At 73.8% G+C, this 16,665-nt stretch carries 17 protein-coding genes; 7 read left to right on the top strand and 10 right to left on the bottom strand.

The window, feature by feature from the left end:
* Positions 1 to 87: 87 nt before the first annotated feature.
* Together AB0G16_RS29720 and AB0G16_RS29715 are read right to left on the bottom strand one after the other, a co-directional pair.
* Positions 88 to 1,080 (bottom strand): hypothetical protein, encoded by a 993-nt coding sequence (locus AB0G16_RS29720; RefSeq protein ID WP_362812158.1) that lies wholly within the window; start codon positions 1,078 to 1,080, stop codon positions 88 to 90.
* A 190-nt stretch (positions 1,081 to 1,270) separates the two neighbouring features.
* Positions 1,271 to 2,170, bottom strand: coding sequence for a helix-turn-helix transcriptional regulator (locus AB0G16_RS29715; protein ID WP_362812155.1), 900 nt, complete (start codon positions 2,168 to 2,170; stop codon positions 1,271 to 1,273).
* A 207-nt stretch (positions 2,171 to 2,377) separates the two neighbouring features.
* On the opposite strand from AB0G16_RS29715, the gene AB0G16_RS29710 reads away from it, so the two are divergent.
* Together AB0G16_RS29710 and AB0G16_RS29705 are read left to right on the top strand one after the other, a co-directional pair.
* Complete coding sequence (locus AB0G16_RS29710; RefSeq protein ID WP_362812152.1) at positions 2,378 to 2,806, top strand: nitroreductase family deazaflavin-dependent oxidoreductase; 429 nt, start codon at positions 2,378 to 2,380, stop codon at positions 2,804 to 2,806.
* A 47-nt stretch (positions 2,807 to 2,853) separates the two neighbouring features.
* On the top strand, positions 2,854 to 3,963 hold the full coding sequence (locus AB0G16_RS29705; protein ID WP_362812149.1) for a winged helix DNA-binding domain-containing protein: 1,110 nt from the start codon (positions 2,854 to 2,856) through the stop codon (positions 3,961 to 3,963).
* Between the two features lie 42 nt (positions 3,964 to 4,005).
* On the opposite strand, the gene AB0G16_RS29700 is transcribed toward AB0G16_RS29705, so the two are convergent.
* From AB0G16_RS29700 to AB0G16_RS29690, 3 genes are all read right to left on the bottom strand, one after another.
* Positions 4,006 to 5,784: a hypothetical protein gene (locus AB0G16_RS29700; protein WP_362812145.1), complete on the bottom strand. Its 1,779-nt coding sequence runs from the start codon at positions 5,782 to 5,784 to the stop codon at positions 4,006 to 4,008.
* Between the two features lie 61 nt (positions 5,785 to 5,845).
* Complete coding sequence (locus tag AB0G16_RS29695; protein WP_362812142.1) at positions 5,846 to 6,592, bottom strand: DUF429 domain-containing protein; 747 nt, start codon at positions 6,590 to 6,592, stop codon at positions 5,846 to 5,848.
* A gap of 4 nt (positions 6,593 to 6,596) precedes the next feature.
* Positions 6,597 to 7,715 carry a hypothetical protein gene (locus tag AB0G16_RS29690; RefSeq protein ID WP_362812139.1) on the bottom strand — a complete coding sequence of 373 codons (1,119 nt, stop codon included), beginning with the start codon at positions 7,713 to 7,715 and terminating at the stop codon, positions 6,597 to 6,599.
* A gap of 128 nt (positions 7,716 to 7,843) precedes the next feature.
* Between AB0G16_RS29690 and AB0G16_RS29685 the strand changes: the two genes are divergently transcribed.
* On the top strand, positions 7,844 to 9,301 hold the full coding sequence (locus AB0G16_RS29685) for a histidine kinase (protein ID WP_362812136.1): 1,458 nt from the start codon (positions 7,844 to 7,846) through the stop codon (positions 9,299 to 9,301).
* 31 nt (positions 9,302 to 9,332) lie between these two features.
* The gene (locus AB0G16_RS29680; RefSeq protein WP_362812133.1) at positions 9,333 to 10,004 is read left to right on the top strand and encodes a response regulator transcription factor; all 672 of its coding nucleotides are present in this window, start codon (positions 9,333 to 9,335) and stop codon (positions 10,002 to 10,004) included.
* Between the two features lie 125 nt (positions 10,005 to 10,129).
* Here AB0G16_RS29680 and AB0G16_RS29675 read toward each other — a convergent pair whose 3' ends face one another.
* Both AB0G16_RS29675 and AB0G16_RS29670 read right to left on the bottom strand, forming a co-directional pair.
* Positions 10,130 to 10,477, bottom strand: coding sequence for a VOC family protein (locus AB0G16_RS29675; protein ID WP_362812130.1), 348 nt, complete (start codon positions 10,475 to 10,477; stop codon positions 10,130 to 10,132).
* Positions 10,478 to 10,577: 100 nt separating this feature from the next.
* Entirely contained in the window at positions 10,578 to 11,210 is a 633-nt protein-coding gene (locus AB0G16_RS29670) for an AAA family ATPase (protein WP_362812127.1), read from the bottom strand.
* Positions 11,211 to 11,317: 107 nt separating this feature from the next.
* On the opposite strand from AB0G16_RS29670, the gene AB0G16_RS29665 reads away from it, so the two are divergent.
* Both AB0G16_RS29665 and AB0G16_RS29660 read left to right on the top strand, forming a co-directional pair.
* On the top strand, positions 11,318 to 12,511 hold the full coding sequence (locus AB0G16_RS29665; protein WP_362812124.1) for a transglycosylase SLT domain-containing protein: 1,194 nt from the start codon (positions 11,318 to 11,320) through the stop codon (positions 12,509 to 12,511).
* 129 nt (positions 12,512 to 12,640) lie between these two features.
* Positions 12,641 to 13,258, top strand: a complete 618-nt coding sequence (locus tag AB0G16_RS29660) for a hypothetical protein (RefSeq protein ID WP_362812121.1) — start codon at positions 12,641 to 12,643, stop codon at positions 13,256 to 13,258.
* A gap of 45 nt (positions 13,259 to 13,303) precedes the next feature.
* Here the strand turns inward: AB0G16_RS29660 and AB0G16_RS29655 are convergent, their stop codons facing one another.
* Both AB0G16_RS29655 and AB0G16_RS29650 read right to left on the bottom strand, forming a co-directional pair.
* A complete protein-coding gene (locus AB0G16_RS29655) occupies positions 13,304 to 14,266 on the bottom strand; it encodes a tetratricopeptide repeat protein (RefSeq protein ID WP_362812118.1) in 963 nt (320 codons plus the stop codon).
* Positions 14,253 to 14,390, bottom strand: coding sequence for a hypothetical protein (locus AB0G16_RS29650; protein WP_362812115.1), 138 nt, complete (start codon positions 14,388 to 14,390; stop codon positions 14,253 to 14,255). Before AB0G16_RS29650 ends, AB0G16_RS29655 begins: the two co-directional genes overlap by 14 nt.
* A gap of 257 nt (positions 14,391 to 14,647) precedes the next feature.
* On the opposite strand from AB0G16_RS29650, the gene AB0G16_RS29645 reads away from it, so the two are divergent.
* Complete coding sequence (locus tag AB0G16_RS29645; RefSeq protein WP_362812112.1) at positions 14,648 to 15,802, top strand: hypothetical protein; 1,155 nt, start codon at positions 14,648 to 14,650, stop codon at positions 15,800 to 15,802.
* 75 nt (positions 15,803 to 15,877) lie between these two features.
* On the opposite strand, the gene AB0G16_RS29640 is transcribed toward AB0G16_RS29645, so the two are convergent.
* Positions 15,878 to 16,651 carry a MerR family transcriptional regulator gene (locus AB0G16_RS29640; protein ID WP_362812109.1) on the bottom strand — a complete coding sequence of 258 codons (774 nt, stop codon included), beginning with the start codon at positions 16,649 to 16,651 and terminating at the stop codon, positions 15,878 to 15,880.
* Positions 16,652 to 16,665: the final 14 nt, after the last annotated feature.

Below are 16,665 nucleotides of genomic sequence, written 5' to 3'. Positions count from 1 at the left end.
GGACCCAGGCGATGATCCGCTCCGGGGCCCGGATGGAGTGGTCGGCGCTGCCGGATCCGCCCGGCCCGGTTCGCGGGAGCCCGGGGCTCACCGGTGGTCGTGCAGGCGGGCGCGGAGCAGGTTGGGGTCGGTGGCCGTGGTGTAGGCGGCGCTGAGCACGTACACGTCCTTCCCGCGCAGCGCGACCGAGGTGGGGTTCTGCAGACCGTCGCCGGCGTCCAGGACGGTGGTGACGGTGCCGTCGGCGCGGACGCGGACGACCGTGTTGGGGGCGTTGAGGGCGGCGAGGACCTCGTCGCCGCGGCCGGTGAAGGCGAAGTCGTCGATGCCGGTCATGCCCGACGCCTTGACCTGCGGCGTTCCCGCCCGGTTCCCGGAGCGGATCGGGATGCGCAGGAGGGTGCCGCGGTCGAGGTTGCTCACCCACAGCGCGCCGCGGTGGACCTTCGCGCCGTTGGCTCCGAGGAAGCCGGTCGAGGAGAGCTCGGGGGCGGTGGACCACGCGGTGGGCGTGCCGCCGGTGACGGGGACGGTCCACACGGTGCCGAGCACCGAGTCGGTGACGTAGAGGCGTTCGCCGCGCCCGTCCAGGGCAAGCCCGTTGGGCAGGCCGTTCGCGGGCAGCGCGGCGATGCGCTTGGGGGCCCGGCCGGGGCGCATCCGCCACAGGCCCGTCAGGTCGGCCGTGCCGGTCGCGTACAGCACGTACACCGTGCCGTCGGAGGTACGGACGATGCCCGTGGCCAGGGGGAAACCGAGGACCGGCGTGGCGGTTCCGCCGTCGGCGGGCGCGGGCAGCGTCGCCAGGATGCGCGTCGTGCCCCGGGGGGTGACCTGGGCCACCTGGCGGCTGGCGGCGAAGGTGACGTTGGCCGTTCCGTCGGGCAGCAGGGCGATGTTCTCCGGCATCTGGCCCGCGGAGAAATCGAAGTGGGTGGCGACCCGCACGTTCGTCAGCGGCCTGTCGGTGGACGTCGCGCCGGCCGGGGTGGACGTCGCACCCGCCGGGGCGGTCGCCGTCAGGGTGGCGGCGGCCATCAGAACGGCAGAGGTCGTGATCTTGATGCTTCGCTTGGACATGGTTCCTTCACTGTTTTCTGGCATGCGGCGGCCGCGGCGCGGCGCCGGGATCGGGAGGTGTCGTGGTCGAGGACGCGGTAGCCGAGGGGGCGTCCCGGACAGGGGGGGAGGGCAGGCGTCGTGGCGTGGCAAGGCCTGCCGATGGAGGTGCGCGCGTCAGGTGCGGGTGTCGGTCAGATGCGCGTGTCGGTTAGGTGCGGGTGTCGGTGTCGTGGCGCGGCCGGGTGGTTTCCGGCCCCGTGGTGACGTGGGAGAGGAGGGTCAGGGCCGTCGCGGACGGAGACCCCGGATCCGCCGTGGCCACCACCAGGACCGGGCCGTCTCCCTCCGGGCTCCGCAGCGTCTGCTGGGTGACCGTCAGCGTTCCGACCGTGGGGTGGCGCATCTCGTAGTCGGCGACGTCGCAGGCCAGGACCCGGTGGTCGGCCCACATCGCGGCGAACTCCGGGCTGTTCATGGTCAGCTCGCCGATCAGTCCGGCCAGCAGCGGATCGTCCGGGTGGTGCCCGGCCGTCAGGCGCAGGTTGCCCACCACCGCCCTGGCCTTGGCGGGCCAGTCGGCGTACAGCTCGCGGGTGTGGGCGTCGAGGAACACCAGCCTGGCCATGTTCGGCCGTCGCGCCGGGACGTCCGGGGCCTCCGGGTCGAGGTGACCGGCGAACAGCCCGTGGCCCTGGCGGTTCCAGGCCAGGACGTCGGTGCGGCGGCCGAGCACGATGGCGGGTGCGTTCTCGAAGGCCGCCAGCAGTGCCCTGGTCGCCGGGCCGACACGTTCGGCGGGCGGCCTCTTCGCGGAGGATCCACCGCGTCTCGGCGTGCGGGCCAGGGCGTGCAGGTGGGCACGCTCGGACCCGTCCAGGCGCAGGGCGTTCGCTATGGCGTCGAGCACCTCGCGCGAGGCGTTGCGTGACTGGCCCTGTTCCAGGCGGGTGTAGTACGGCGCGCTGATGCCCGCGAGCATCGCGAGCTCCTCGCGCCGCAGCCCGGGCACCCGGCGCCGCTCGCCGTAGGTCGGCAGCCCGACGTCCTCCGGCCGCAGGAGGCCCCGGCGTGCCTGGAGGAAGTCGGCGAGTCGCCCGTGCTCGTTCATGGGTCCCAGTATGTGCACGGCCGGCGATCCGTGCCTCACCCCGTCGGGGTAGGGATCGGCGGGGGGTGAAACGTCCTTCGATGGATCTTGGGGACGACCTGGTCGAGCGCCACCGCGCGAACCGCCGACATCGGCGCGCACGCCAGGAGGACCGGAAGCGCGGAGGAAAGATCGGAAATGTCCCCGGACGCCGGTAGCGTGAGCGGCATGAGCGACGAGATCATCGATTCCCCCACGGGCTGGGTCGCCAAGCACCTCCGCACCTACGTCGAGTCGAACGGCGCGAAGGGCCATCTCTACCACGGCAGGCCCACGCTGCTGCTGACCACCGTCGGGCGCAGATCCGGGCTGAAGCGGCGAACCCCGCTGATCTACGGTCGCGACGGCGACGCCTACGTGGTCGTCGCCTCCAACGGCGGGGCCGACGACCACCCGCTGTGGTACCACAACATCTTGGCCCATCCGCGGGTCGAGGTGCAGGTGGAGGCCGAGGTGTTCGCCGCCGTCGCGCGGACCGCGACCGCCGCGGAGAAGCCCGCCCTGTGGGATCGGATGGTGGGGATCCACGGCGAGTACGCCGACTACCGGCGCAAGACCGCGCGCGACATCCCGGTGGTGATCCTCACGCATGCCTGAGGTGCCGACCCGGCGTGCGCCCGACATCCCGGTGGTGATCCTCGACCATGCCTGAGGTGCTGACCCGGCGCGCGCTCAACCGGGCGACCCTGGCGCGGCAGTCGCTGCTGGAACGGTCGGCGTCGCCGGTGCCGGAGATGGTCGAGCGCGTCGCCGGGCTCCAGGCGCAGACACCGCACACGTGGTACGTCGGCCTGTGGTCCCGGATCCTGGACTTCGACCCCGAGCAGGCCGCCGGTCTGCTGGAGGACCGGACGCTGGTGAGGATCGCCCTGATGCGGTCGACCATCCACCTGGTCACCGCGCGCGACTGCCTGCGGTGGCGTCCGCTGGTCGAACCGGTCATCGGGCGCGTCACCAAGGGCGCGTTCGGCAGGCACCTGCGGGACCTCGACCTCGACGCGGTCGCCGCCGCGGGCCGCGCGCTCGTGGAGGAGCGGCCGCTGACCTTCGGCGCGCTCGGCAAGGAGCTCGCCGCGCTGTTCCCCGGCCGCGACGCCGCGGCCCTCGCCCAGGTCGTACGGGCCAGGGTCGCCCTGGTCCAGGTCCCGCCCCGCGGCATGTGGGGCCGGAGCGGCCCGATCGCCCACACCAGCGCCGAACACTGGCTCGGCGCGCCCCAGGAGGCGGCCCCCTCCGTCGAGGACTTCGTGACCCGCTACCTGGCCGCGTTCAGGCCCGCCAGCGTCAAGGACGTGCAGGCCCACTGCGGGCTCACCCGGCTGCGCGAGGTGATGGAGCCGATGGACCTGCGGACCTTCCGCACCGAGGAGGGCGGGGAGCTGTACGACCTGCCGGACGCGCCGCGGCCCGACGAGGACACCCCGGCGCCGGTCAGGTTCCTGTACGACTACGACAACGCGCTGCTCTCCTTCGCCGACCGCACCCGCATGGGCACCCTCGATCCGGAGCAGGTCACGCGCGCCTGGCCCGAGCACGGGCCGGTCCCGGGCCCGGTCCTCGTCGACGGGACCGTCGCGGCCACCTGGGCGACCGCCCGCGAACGCGGCACCACGACCCTCACCGTCACCCCGTTCGCCCCGTTCGCCCCGCTCGCCGCCCGCGACCGCGACGAGGTCGAGGCGGAGGGCGAGCGTCTGCTGCGCTTCCTCGCCCCCGCCGACACCCACGTCGTCCGCGTAGCCGCCCCCTGGTGAGCGGACCTCACCGTCCTGCCCTCGTGCGGTCCCCGTCGGCGCTCACGGCTTCAGTGTGATCCTCTTCCTCGACGTCCCCGGGAACACGACGACCAGGTGCCGTTCCTCCCCCGCGTCGGCACCCACGTGGACGCGGAGCCGGTAGCGCCCCTTCCCCGCGATCGCCAGGTCCGGCATCGGGGCGCCCGCGCCCACGTCTCCGCCACCCATCTCCGGCACGGTGAGCAGGCCGCTGCGGCTGACGACCGGCACCTCGGTGACCTGATCCCACCCGGCCGTCCGCCGTGGCGGCGCGGTGCGCAGGGCCTTCACGGTGAGGCACAGATCGATGACGTCCTCATGGTGCCCGACGAGCACCGCGCTGCCGGCCGTCCCGATGAGGGTTCTGTCGTCGTAGAGCCTGTCGATCGCCCGCTCCGCCGCCTTCTCGGCCGCTGTGTCCTTGGGGTCGTGGACCAGGTAGCCGTGATCGCCGTCGGCGAACAGGAAGTACTTGGCCGTGGCCTGGGCGACGCCCTTCGTCCGGGGCCACGGGTCGCGGCACTCCGCGTTCTTCTCGGCGATGAAGGCGGTTTCCGCCGCCTCCGCCTCCCTGGTCGACCGCAGCAGGTCGGGCTGGGTCGCGCCGACGATCTCCGGGCAGACGTAGACGAGCTCCCACGGGTCCGCGCCCCAGGCGGGCCGCTCGCTCCCGGCCCGCGTCAGGATCGCCGTCTGCTCTTCGCGGTCCTTCGCACGGCACAGCGCCCGCCCGGACGCGAGGATCTGCTGGTCCGACAGGCTGTCCGGGAACATGGGCGGGACCCCGCCGTCCCTGCTCCGCGCCCGGCACAGGAACGTGGCGTCGCGTTCCGCGGGTTTCAGGTCGCCGAAGGCGGGCCGGTCGTAGCAGTCCGTCGACCAGCCGGTGTAGGTGAGGTGCGGGGTCTGCTCCGGGGGGATCGACGCGATGATCGGCAGTACGACCACGGCCGCCGTCGCGACGCGGATCGCGCGGCGCCGCGCGGGCGGTAGGTCCGCCGGGCGTCCTTCGGCGGAGGTGGGCATCTCACGGGCGGTCGCCGCGATCCACACGGGGCTGAGGAGCCACATCGCGTCCATCGCGATCTGCAGTGCCAGATTGCCGTCGGAGATCTCTCCGGAGAGGGTGTTGAGCGGGATCGTCAGCGCGAGGAAGCCGGCCCACGACCACCCGGCGGCCTGCGTGCCGCGGCTCCACCGGCCGTCGCGCCGCTGCCCGACGACCGTGAGGACGGTCGCCGCCACGGCGCACAACGTCAGGCCCGGTTCGATGACGGTGCCCGATCCGAGCTCCAGGAGGTCGAGTTCGTCGAGCAGTGCGCTGACCGTCCCGGCCAGCTGGACCGCGAACACCGTCCCGGCCGCCGCGCGCAGCGCGCGGGAGCGCCAGCGGATGACGAGCAGGTAGAGGACGTCGATCGCGGTCCACAGCACGAGCGACAATGCCGGGCCGACCGCGACGGGCAGCATCGCGATCAGGTACCACGGCACGAGGCTGTACGCCACCACCGCATACAGCAGCCGGCGCAGAACCTTCTCCCGGCGGTTCAGCGGTCCCGGCACGGGGGTGCGGAGGATCAGCCACAGGAACGCGGCCTTCACCAGGGCGGCCACCAGCAGCGCCCCGATCACCGGGGTGCCGAACCCGCCGGGCGCGTAGAACTCCATCTGGAACGACGGCGACCATTCGACGGCCACCCAGAGCCAGGCGTCGCCGAGCACCAGGCCCGCGGCCGCCGCCGCAAGGAGCAGACCTACCGATCCGATCCTGACAATTCGCCATAAACCATCAGAAGGCACGGGAAGTGATCTTAGTGCGACACCGCCCTGCGGGCGGAGCCATGATCGACGGGCGATGCCCTCACCCGTGGAGCTCACGCAGGGGCGTGGTGGGCAGGGCGATCCAGCCCTCGGTGCGTGCGGGGCCGGCCTGCTCCCCCGCCGGGACGGTCACCAGCCCCAGGAGCGCCGCGCGGGCGGTGAGGGCTGCGATGACGGCGTCGGTCGCGTCGTCGGAGACGCGGCAGACGCGCTCGTACGGGCCGAGGTCGAGCCAGGGCGCCGCCGCCCACAGCCCGTCCACCAGGTCCCCGAGCGCCGCGAGGTTGGCGGAGCGCTTGTACCCGCGGAAGGGAAGCCCCCACCGTTTGAGCGACGCCGCGGGGTAGACCTCCACCACGACGCCGTCGCCCCGGCGGTCGGCCGGGCGGCCCCGGCGGGCGAGTTCGGCAAGCAGGGCCGCGCAGCGCATGGCGGTGTGGCCGATGCGGTCGGCGGAGACGCTCAGCGGGGTGAGGCCGGTCAGGTCGTGGACCACCCGGTCGGTCACCCGGAGGGCGAGGTTCCTGCGCCAGTCCCGTCCGGCGACGCCGCCGGGCACCCGGACGTGCCCGGCGCGGTGGGCGACGACGAAGTCGACGAACGCGTCCGGCCAGCCGACGGGACAGTCGACACCGGCCTTGTCGGCGTCCATGATCGCCTCGACGATCATGTCGTCGTCCGCCTGGATCTCGATCCGGGTGACGCGGGCACCGTCCGCGGACCAGTCGAGCCAGGCCACGGCCGTCCTGACCGCCTCCGCCGCGAGATCCACTCCGACCGTGAGCATCCCCTCACGATAGATCGGTCCGCTCGCCGGGGTTGCCCAGGAGCGCGGAGGGAGCAAGAAGACCGAACCGGGTGGGAAGATCAGAGCGGGCAGGAAGGTCGGCGCAGTCGGGGCGGCCGGGGCAGGTGTTCCGGCGGCGCCGGCGGTAGGCGAGGGTGGCCACGCCCAGCGCGACCCCCCACGGCACCCACAGCAGGCCGGGCGCTGCGGAGCCGTTGATCGCTCCGTCGAGGATCGCCCACCGCCACACCGCCAGCCCAGCCACCGTCACCGCGACCGTCACCACCGTGGCCGGGATCACGGCCATCGTCACCGGCACCCGGCGTCCACCGAGGTAGGGCACCCATCGCGGGAAGGTCTCGCCCCAGCTCATCGCCAGGCCGGTCGTCAGCAGCGCGCCGCCGACCGCGCCGATCGTCAGGCTGTACGCCAGGATCGGGTTGACCCCCTTGAACTGGAAATCGGCGGCCAGCGCCCGGACGAACGCCTCGTCCACCCCGAGCGGGATGCCCAGGTTCCAGGCCGCCCGCTGCAGCGCGTACGGCAGCGGTGCCAGCACCGCCACGGCGGTGGCCCACCGGCCGATCCGCGTCCAGCGCCGCCGCTCGCCGGGGTCGGCCGGCGGGCGTCCGCAGGCGGCGCACGACGGGCGGCGCAGCAGCTGTGCCGCGGTGGCGGCGAGCAGGAGGCCCCCGGCCACGCACAGCGCCTGGTTGAGCACCGGCCAGTCGACCAGTCTCACGTTCCCGAACAGCGCGTAGGCGAGGTTCTGCAGGATGCGGACGTCCGGGGCCACCAGCAGCAGGGGCGTCGCGAGGCCGAACAGCACGGCGGCGAGCGGACGGCGCGGCAGGCGCCGTCCCCACGGCATGACCGCCGCCAGCGTGGCCGCGAGCCCCGCCGCGCATCCGGCGGTGATGACGGCGCCGGTGGGGCCCGGCGTCGCGGCGGCCAGCCAGCTCCCCATGTCCCCGCCGTTGACGTCGGAGGCGCCGAACGGGAAGCCCGCTCCGCCGGACGCCCAGTACGCGCCCAGGAACCCGTAGACGAGGCACCACAGCAACGCCGCCCAGGCGGCGAGTCTCAACGTCCGGTGCGGTGTGGACGGTGTCGGGTGGGACATCACGGCTCCTCGGTTCCGCCCGCCCCGGCGGGGCGGTCACGGGTCGAGCATCGCGACCGGTGCGGGCCCGTGGACATCCCCCGATCGGCAGACGCGGCGAGCGCCGCGCGTGGCCTAGGGTGAGGCTCGTGCCGACCGCCCCGACGACCACCGACCGGGTACGGCGGGGTACCGGCCACCTCGCCGTACGGGCGGGGGCGACCTCCGGCCTGGTGGCGGCGGCCCTGGTGACGGCTGCGATGCTGCGCCCGGACGCCGGGTGGCCGCACGTGCTGCCCTCCACGCTGGCGCTGGTCACGCTGGGCGCGATCGCGGCCGGCCGGCCCCGTACCAGAAGGTTCGCCGCCGCCGCCTCCGTCGCGGTGTCGCTGGTCTCGCTGGCCGCCACCGCGATCTGGCTCGCGGGCCCGTCCAGGACGGGTGGCGGCCCCTGGCCCCTGCTGCACACCCTGGCGCTGATGGTCCTCGTCGCGCTGGTCTGCCGGTGGGCTCCCGTCGCGCACGCCGTGGTCGCGGGCACGCTCACGGTGCTCGCCATGGCGCTCCTGGGCATCCCGATCACCGGCCTGGCGACGGCGAGCCGGTGGGAGCTCGTCGCGATCTGCGCGTTCTGGTCGCTGGCCGCGTTCGTCGGAGCGGGGGCGGGCGGCTACCTGCGCTGGCTCGACGCCCACCGGGTCCTGGCGGTGCGTCACGCGCGGCGGGCACAGCGCCTGCGGCTGGCCACCGACCTGCACGACTTCGTCGCCCACGACGTCAGCGCCATGGTCATCCAGGCGCAGGCCGCGCAGGTGCTGCTGCGCACCGATCCCGAGGAGGCCGCCCGGATGCTGCAGCGCATCGAGGCCGACGGCACCCACGCGCTGGCCTCCATGGACGGCACGATCCGGGTGCTGCGCGAGCTGGAGGACGAGAAGGACGGCGAGGAGAGGGGCGCGGGGTCCCGTACGACGTCGCCCGGTGTGGCGGAGCTGCCGGAGCTGGTGCGGCGGTACGCCGGTTCGGGCACGGGCCCGATCGAGCTGGAGACGGACCCGGGGCTCGACGCGGCCCTGAACCGTCAGGTCGGCACGACCGTGTACCGGGTGGTGGTCGAGTCGCTGACCAACGTGCGCCGCCACGCCGTCCCGGGCGCGGCCGTCACCGTGACGCTCCGCCGGTCGTCCGAGGGGGTCTCGCTGACGGTCGTCGACCGGGTCCCGGACGCGGAGGAGGTTCCGGACTCGGGGCGAGTCCCGGACGCGGAGAGAGTCCCGGACGCGGAGAGAGTCCCGGACGCTGAGGGAGTCCCGAGCACGGAGCGGGGGTGGCGCGGATCCGGTGGGCCGCCGGACGCTCGCGAGCCCGCCGCTCGCAGGCACAGCGGGATCGGGCTGGCCGGGCTGGCGGAGCGGGTCGAGGCGCTCGGCGGCACGTTCACCGCCGGTCCCCTGCCGCCGGACGGCTGGCGGGTGCGGGCGTGGTTCCCCGCCGGTGTCGCGGGGTTCCACAACAGGGTGACGGACCGGCGCCGTGACGGAGACACCAACGCGAGCGAGGACGACGCCTTGACGAGGACACAAACGCGAACAAGGACGACGCCGTGACGGGGACACCGACGTCAACGAGGACGACGCCGTGAAGGAGGACGTCGCCGGGACCATCCGGGTGCTCGTCGCCGACGATGAGGAACGCGTCAGGTTCGGGTTCCGCACGATCCTGAACTCGGCGCCGGACATCGACGTCGTCGGGCAGGCCGCCGACGGCGTCGAGGCGCTGGAGCTGGCCAGGAGGCTGCGGCCGGACGTGGTGATCGCCGACATCCGGATGCCGCGGATGGACGGGCTGGAGCTGACCCGCGTCCTGTGCGCGCCCGACGCGCCCGTCGTGACGCGGGTCGTCGTGGTCACCACCTTCGACCTGGACGCCTACGTGCACACCGCGCTGCGCAACGGCGCGTGCGGTTTCCTGCTCAAGCACTCGGGGACCGCGCTGCTGATCGAGGCCGTCCGCGCCGCGATGCTGGGCGACTCGCTGATCAGCCCGTCGGTGACGGTACGGCTGCTGCGGCGGCTCTCCGGCGTGCGGGACGCGCCGGAGACCGTGTCACCGCTCACCGACCGGGAGCTCGACATCGTGTCTCTGGTCGCCGACGGCCGGACCAACCCGGAGATCGGCGCCGAGCTCTACATCACCCCGGGCACCGTCAAGACCCACCTGGCCCACATCCAGCGCAAGCTGGGCGTCCGCAACCGGGTCGGCATCGCCGCCTGGGCGTGGGAGACCGGCTACGGCCGTCCGGGAGGCTGAGCCGCCGCCGGGCCGCCGCCGGCGGATCCACGCCACCGGGGCCGGCGCCGGCGGGTCCACGCCACCGAGGTCCTCGCCGCACGGAACCGGCGGGCCTCATGCCGGCCGTCCCGCCACCGGACGGGTCACCGGTGTCCCAGGACGTTGACCACGCGGCCGTTCGGGTCGCGGACGAAGAACCGGCGGACACCCCACTCCTCGTCCTGCAGCGGGTGCACGATCTCGGCGCCGCGCTCGCGCATGACCGCGTAGGCGGCGTCCACGTCCTCCACCTCGATGCTCATGTCCGGGACGACGGGTGCCGTCCTGTCCTCGGTCATGATGCTGAGCTGCGCCGCGGGAGTGGACGGGGAGGCGAGGGTCATGATCCAGCCGTGGTTCATGACCTCCTCCAGGCCCAGGAGGCCGTAGAACTCCGCGCTCTCCTGCATGGCGTCGGACCGGACGTTGGGAACGATGCGGCGGGCGGTCATCTTCGGCTCCTGGGGTGGGGGACGAACACTGCACGATCCTTTCAACCGGGATGGCCCACGCGCTTCGGAATCAGCCGTCGATCGCCGGCGGAGAGGCCGTTCAGCCGAGCCGGATGTGCCCGATCCCGGTCCAGGTGCGGCGCAGGCGGCCCCGCAGGGCGCCGTCGGTGTTCGGGGTCAGGGTCAGCCCGGCCGAGGCGGCGATGTGGTCGGCGGTCCGCGGGATCGTGAGGCGGTCGGTCCAGACCTGCTCGGCGAACTCCTTCTCGCGCAGGCGCTCCAGGCAGAGGTCGAGCCTGGACACGGCGAAACTCTCCCGGCGCAACGCGCCCCCCTTGCCGATGACGAGCTGTGCGGCGCGCCCGAAGACGCGCTCGCGCAGTCGCCGCAGCACCGTCTCGCGGTCGGCCAGCAGCGCGAAGTGCCGGACGTCGTGGCCGCGTTCGCGGAGCCGGCCGACGGTCTCCTCGAAGTACGCCGGTTCCACGACCGTCATCGGCGCGATCACCGTGCCGTCGTGCCCGCCGAGGGCCAGGTCCAGAACCTCGTACACGCCCTGCCGCCAGGCCGGGAGATCCTGGAAGTCACCGCGCAGACGCGGGGGCGTCATCCGGTGCAGGCCGAAGCCCACGTGCTCGGGGTCGCAGACGACGCTGCCCGGGAGCCGCCGCCGGATCTCGTGCGCGGTCTGTGTCTTGCCGCCCCCGAAGGGGCCGTTGATCCACAGAAGCATCCGACGATGCTACGGAGAACGGACCCGGCACGTCCCGGGATCAGGGATCCGTTCCCTTGGTCCTCGGCGGGGGCGGGCCCCGCCCCCACTCGGGTACGTTGAGCCGAATGAAGGATCAGCACGCGGAGATCGCACCGGCGGAACGCGACCACGGGCCGGGCGGGCGGGTCGCACCCGCGCGGCAGAACCCTCCGAAGCACGGGACGTGGCAGGACCTTAAGCACGGAACGCGGCAGAACCCTCCGGAGCGCGGGACGTCGTGGACGCGGACGGGCCGGTCGCGGAACACGCCGGCGGTCACCTCGCTCGTCGCCCTCACCGTCGCCCTGACCACCGCGCTCTCCGGCTGCACCGCGTCGCAGGGCGCCACCGCACCGGCCGCCGACGACCGGGCGGCGGGCCCGGCCTCGGAACCGTCCCGGACAGAGCCGGCGGAGCAGGCGAAGCCAGCGGAAGCGGCGGAACCGTCCGCGACCACGCCGGCCGGGGACGGGGCGGCGACGCCTCCGGCGGAGCAGGCCGCCGGGCAGGCACCGGCCCCGCCCGCGCCGGACGCGGCGATCCCCACCGACCCGGCGCGCCTGGCCCGTTCCCTGACCACCACCACCGCGCGCCTCCGGACCGCCGTCGACGCGTGGGTGCGCCAGGGCGACCCCGGCAAGGGGAACCCTCCCGAGCAGGTGGTGCTGCTGGCCCTGCACGAGCAGCGCATCTACCGCTACCTGGTGCGCAACCGGGAGGTCGCCACCCGTACCTATGCCAGGTTGCCCAAGGCCCTGGCCGCGACGGCGAGGGACAACGTGACGGCGGGGCGGAACCTGCTCTCCCTGGTGAAGCCGATCAGCGGCGCGGCGAAGTTCCGCGTGCAGCCGGCCGAGCCCGCCGATTTCCTGCTCGCCCGGTTCAAGCACGCCGAGCGCCGGTTCAAGGTGGACTGGGAGGTGCTGGCGGCGGTCATGTTCGTCGAGACCAAGTTCGGCCGCGTGCGGTCGCCGAGCCACACCGGCGCCAAGGGGCCGATGCAGTTCATGCCGCGCACCTGGGACGCGTACGGGATGGGCGGGAACATCCAGGACACCCGGGACGCCCTGCTCGCCGCGGCCAACTACCTGCGCGCCTCGGGGGCGCCGCGCGACTACCGGCGCGCCCTGTACGCGTACAACCACTCCTACGCCTACGTCGACGCGGTGCAGTTGTACGCGCGCCAGATCAAGCGGGACATCAGGAACTACTACGCCTACTACAACTGGCAGGTGTTCGTGGTCACCACCCGCGGCGACCGCCGCCTCACCGGTCCCTGACCGCACCTGACCGCACCTGACCGCACCTGACCGCACCGCCCGCCGTGTGAAACCCTGCCGGGGAGGAACCACCCCGGACGTCCTGATCGGAGGCGGGAGCCTCGGCGCCGCGGAAGGCTGGGAGGACGGATGCTGGCCGAGCAGTTCGGGTACCGGGTGATGCCGGGGGTGGCCCTCGACACCCCAGGCGTACAGGAGATCCTGCGGGGCCGGGAGCGGCCGCTGCGCCTGGGGGCCGCCCTGCTCGCCGTCGAGGCGCTGCTGCTGGTGGTCGCGGTCGCGGGGTGGGAGCCGGGGTCGGCCGCCGTCGTGGTCCTCGTGATCGTCTTTCTGCTGACCGCCGCCCCGCTCCTGCTGTGGCGCCGGGCCCGGCGCCTGGAGCGTGCGGTCATGGCCACGTACGGCTGGCAGGTGTGGCCGTGTGCCACCGAGAGCGTGAAGGTGGTCGCCGCGGAGGGGCAGCGGAACCGGGGGCGGCGGTGGGCGCGGCAGACCCGGGTCGTGCTGCTGCGGCCGGACGGCCAGGCCCAGTGCGCGTTCCTCCCTCCCGACGAGGGGAGGCGGCCGGACGGGGAGGTCTGGTTCGCCGGTGACACCCGGTTCGGCGGGATGCTCGCGATGCCCGGCGGCCTGCCCTTCCGCTACGTCGTCCGCGCCAAGCCCGGCGGTGCCCGGGGCACCCCCGAGGAGGACCGCGCCGCCCGGTCCGCCGGTCTGATGCCCCGGTCCTGGCGCCCGCGCGGCTGACGCCCCCGGCGGGGAGGGGACACCGGGCGGGCGCCGGAGCCGCGCTCAGGTGCCCTCGGGCGTCGCCCCCACCGCCGCGGCCAGGCGTTCCACCTCCGGATGGTCGTCGCCGAGCACGCGGCGCTTGATGGCCAGCGCCTCCCGGTAGCGCCGTTCGGCCTCCTCGGCCCTTCCCTGGAGCGCGTCCAGGCGCGCGAGGTTCACCTGGCACACCGCGACCTCGTAGTGGCCGGCCCCCAGGCGGTCGCGGAAGATGTCCAGGGCACGGCGCAGCGCGTCCTCGGCCTCGGCGTGCCTGCCCTCGGCCGCGAGCACCGAGCCGAGCACCGCCAGGTCCCCGGCGACCTGCGGGTGGGCCGGGCCGAGCACCCCGCGCCGGATCTCGATCGCGGCCCTGGCGTGCTCCTCCCCTCCCACGGCGCCCCGGGCGTGCGCGAGCCCCGCGAGGTTGTGCAGGGCGTCCGCCTCCATCAGCGGACTCCCGCCGTGGCGCTTCAGGCGGGACAGGGCCTGCCGGTACCAGACGGCGGCCTCCTCGTGGCGGCCGGTCTCCTTGCCCAGCACCCCCAGGCCCAGCCGGACGGTCGCCTGCCGGAGGTGGTCGGCCTCCTCCAGCAGGGCGAGCGCGTCGCACAGGCGGGTCTCGGCCTCGTCGTACCGTGCCCTCCTGCGCGCGACGTCGCCCATCAGGACGAGCGCGTCGGCGAGCGCGCGGTCGCGTCGCGCCTCGGCGGGGGCCGGCGTCAGCGACTCCACCGCCCGCCGGGCGCACCGGTACGCCTCCTCGTAGCGGGTGAGCCCGTGCCACAGTGTCGCCAGCTCGACCAGGAGCGGGACCCGTCCGGCGGGGTCCGTCCGCCGGACCGTCTCGTCCGCCCGCCGCGCCCACCGCTCCCCCTCGGCGTACCAGCCGCGTTCGCGGCAGTAGGCCCCGCGGAGCAGGCACCGCCGGATCACCCTGATCCGGCGGTGCCCGACGAGCCGCGTGAGCCGCTCAGTCGGCGTCAAGGGGCGGCTCGCAGTGGTTGGCGATGCGGATGGACTCCGCCATCGCCGTGTCGCTCATCAGAACGACGAGGAACGGGACGGCCAGCGCCGTCGCCATGGCCCCCAGGCGTCTCATCATGCGCATGAACACTCCTTCTGTCGTGGTCTCATGCGTGATCATGGCCTCGCGGTCTTGCGGATCGCTTGGAAACGACTGCCGTGGCAGGGGGCCGGTGGGCGTACGTCACCGGGGACGTTCCAGACAGTCGCTCGTTTCCCACAAAATATGGATTTTTCCGATAAATGGCTTATCGAGATGTTCTCGAAAGGCCAACGAGTTCGCAACAGGCCAATTCACATGAACTTCCGACATGCGTCCCATGGGACATTCACAGTTGTTCCATGGGAATCATCGATCCTGGCGATGCCGAGCAGATCCTGTGTCCGAGAATCGACTGGAGCGCGGCGGAGAGCGCGTCGGCGTACTCCCAGCTGGCGGGGGTGCTGGCCGGCTTCGCGTTCTCCGGTCTCGTCCTCCTGCTGAGCCAGCGGGGGTCCGGCACATTACGGGCCAGGGCCATGAGCATGCTCATCACGGCCTTCGTCCTGCTCTCGATGGACAGCTTCAACTTCGGTTTCATCACCGGGAACGGCCAGAGCGTCTCCGGGGCGACGGTGGCCGAGGTGTGCTCGCGCACATGGACACAGTTCATGTTCGCCGGGGGCATGCTGGGGGTCGGCGGCATCGCGGTGGTGAGCGCGGCCGGCTGGCTGCTCGCGGCCCACGTCGAGGCCGACCGGCTGGCCCGCGCCGGGCGCGGCACCGACGACCCCGGGAACGGCCCGTGTCCCGGGCCCGCCGACTTCACCGGCGTCCAGCGGCTCGCGCGGGCGGCCACGTACTGCGTGGCGGGGGTCACGGTCCTGCTCCTGTTCATGACGGCGCGCGGCTATCTGGACGTGATGTACGGGCTCACGTCGCGGAGCACGCCGGCGTGGATCCTCGTCCCGTACCCGATCGCGATCCTGTCGGGCGTCGTCCTGCTCAGGGTGAGGGCGCGGACCCGCCCGCCACGCCCCGCCCCGTCGCCCGGCGGCGTCCTGCGGTCGTCCGACCGGGTCTTCACGGTCGGCGTGTACGGGGCGATCGCGTACGCCACCACAGGGACCGCGGTGGTCGGGCTGGCGATGGACCTGCCCATGGGGCTCTGGAGATCGGCACCCGAGGAGCTGGCGATCGTCACCGCCGCGTTCTCGCTGCTCCTGCCCGCCCCGACGCTCATCGCGCTCGTTCACACGACCCCCCGTTTCCAGAGCGGGGCGCCCGGAGAGGGGGAACGGCCGGGTCCGAGACCGCCGGAGGCCGGACGGCCGGGGGCGGCGGGCCCCTCGGCCCCGCCGCCCCCGCCCCCCTCGGCCGTGCCGGCCCCGGTTCCTCCGCCGGCCCCGGCTCCCCCGCCGACTCCGCCGGCGCTGCCGGTCCCGTCGCCCTCACGGCCCCGGAAGGCGGCGGGGCGGAAGCGGGCACGCCCCGGGAAGCCGGCCAAGCCCGCCTGACATCGCCGCGTCAGGCCGCGCGGACGGGCACGACGGTCCGCGCTCCCTGCGGGTCGCCGGTCGTGGTGCGCGGGTTCATCCCTCGTCCTCCAGCCCGATCATCAGATGGGTGACCAGCCGGTCCGGCGGCGTGGTCGCGGGGTCGGAGACGTACACCTCGCGCAGCGGGCCGCGGGGGGTGTGCCCGCGCTCACCGATCCAGGCGAGCAGCGCGTGCGCGGTGAGGGAGATCTGGTCGTACGGTCCGACGTGGGTGGCCGAGGCGAACGGCCCGCCGGGCAGGACGTCCTCGGACGTCCCCGGGACGTCCCGGGACGTCTCGGCCGCGACGGTCACGGGGACCTCCCCCGTGAGGTCGAGCGGGAACAGCCCGGCCAGCAGCCCCTCGGGCGTGCCCACGGCCGCCATCAGCCGGGCCATGCACGCCGAGGTGACGGCGCCGATCCGCTCCGGGGACGCGACGTCGCGGACGAGGACCACCCGGCGGGCGGGCTCGCGGACGACGGTGACCTCCGGCCGGGGCAGGCCGTCGGAGAGGATGCGCTGCAGCGCGACGACGTTGCGCTCGCGGCGCGCCAGGTCGTCCCTCATCCGGTCGCGCACCCCGTCCAGCACGCCGGACTCACCGTCCAGCACCCGCCCGATCGACGCCAGGGGCACGTCCAGGGAGCGGAGCAGCCCGATCAGCATCGCGGCGCGTGCCTGGCCGGGCAGGTAGTAGCGGTAGCCGGTGTCCGGATCGATCCGGTCGGGGGTCAGAAGCCCCAGTTCGTCGTAGTGCCGCAGTTGCTTGACGCTGAGCCGGCACAGCCGGGCGAAGCGCCCGATCGGCAGGTGTCCCTCGTTCACGGCACCAGCATGGA

It is taken from the genome of Streptosporangium sp. NPDC023615 (genome assembly GCF_040640155.1).
Classification (GTDB): domain Bacteria; phylum Actinomycetota; class Actinomycetes; order Streptosporangiales; family Streptosporangiaceae; genus Streptosporangium.
This window is presented reverse-complemented; position numbering and strand designations above follow the sequence as displayed.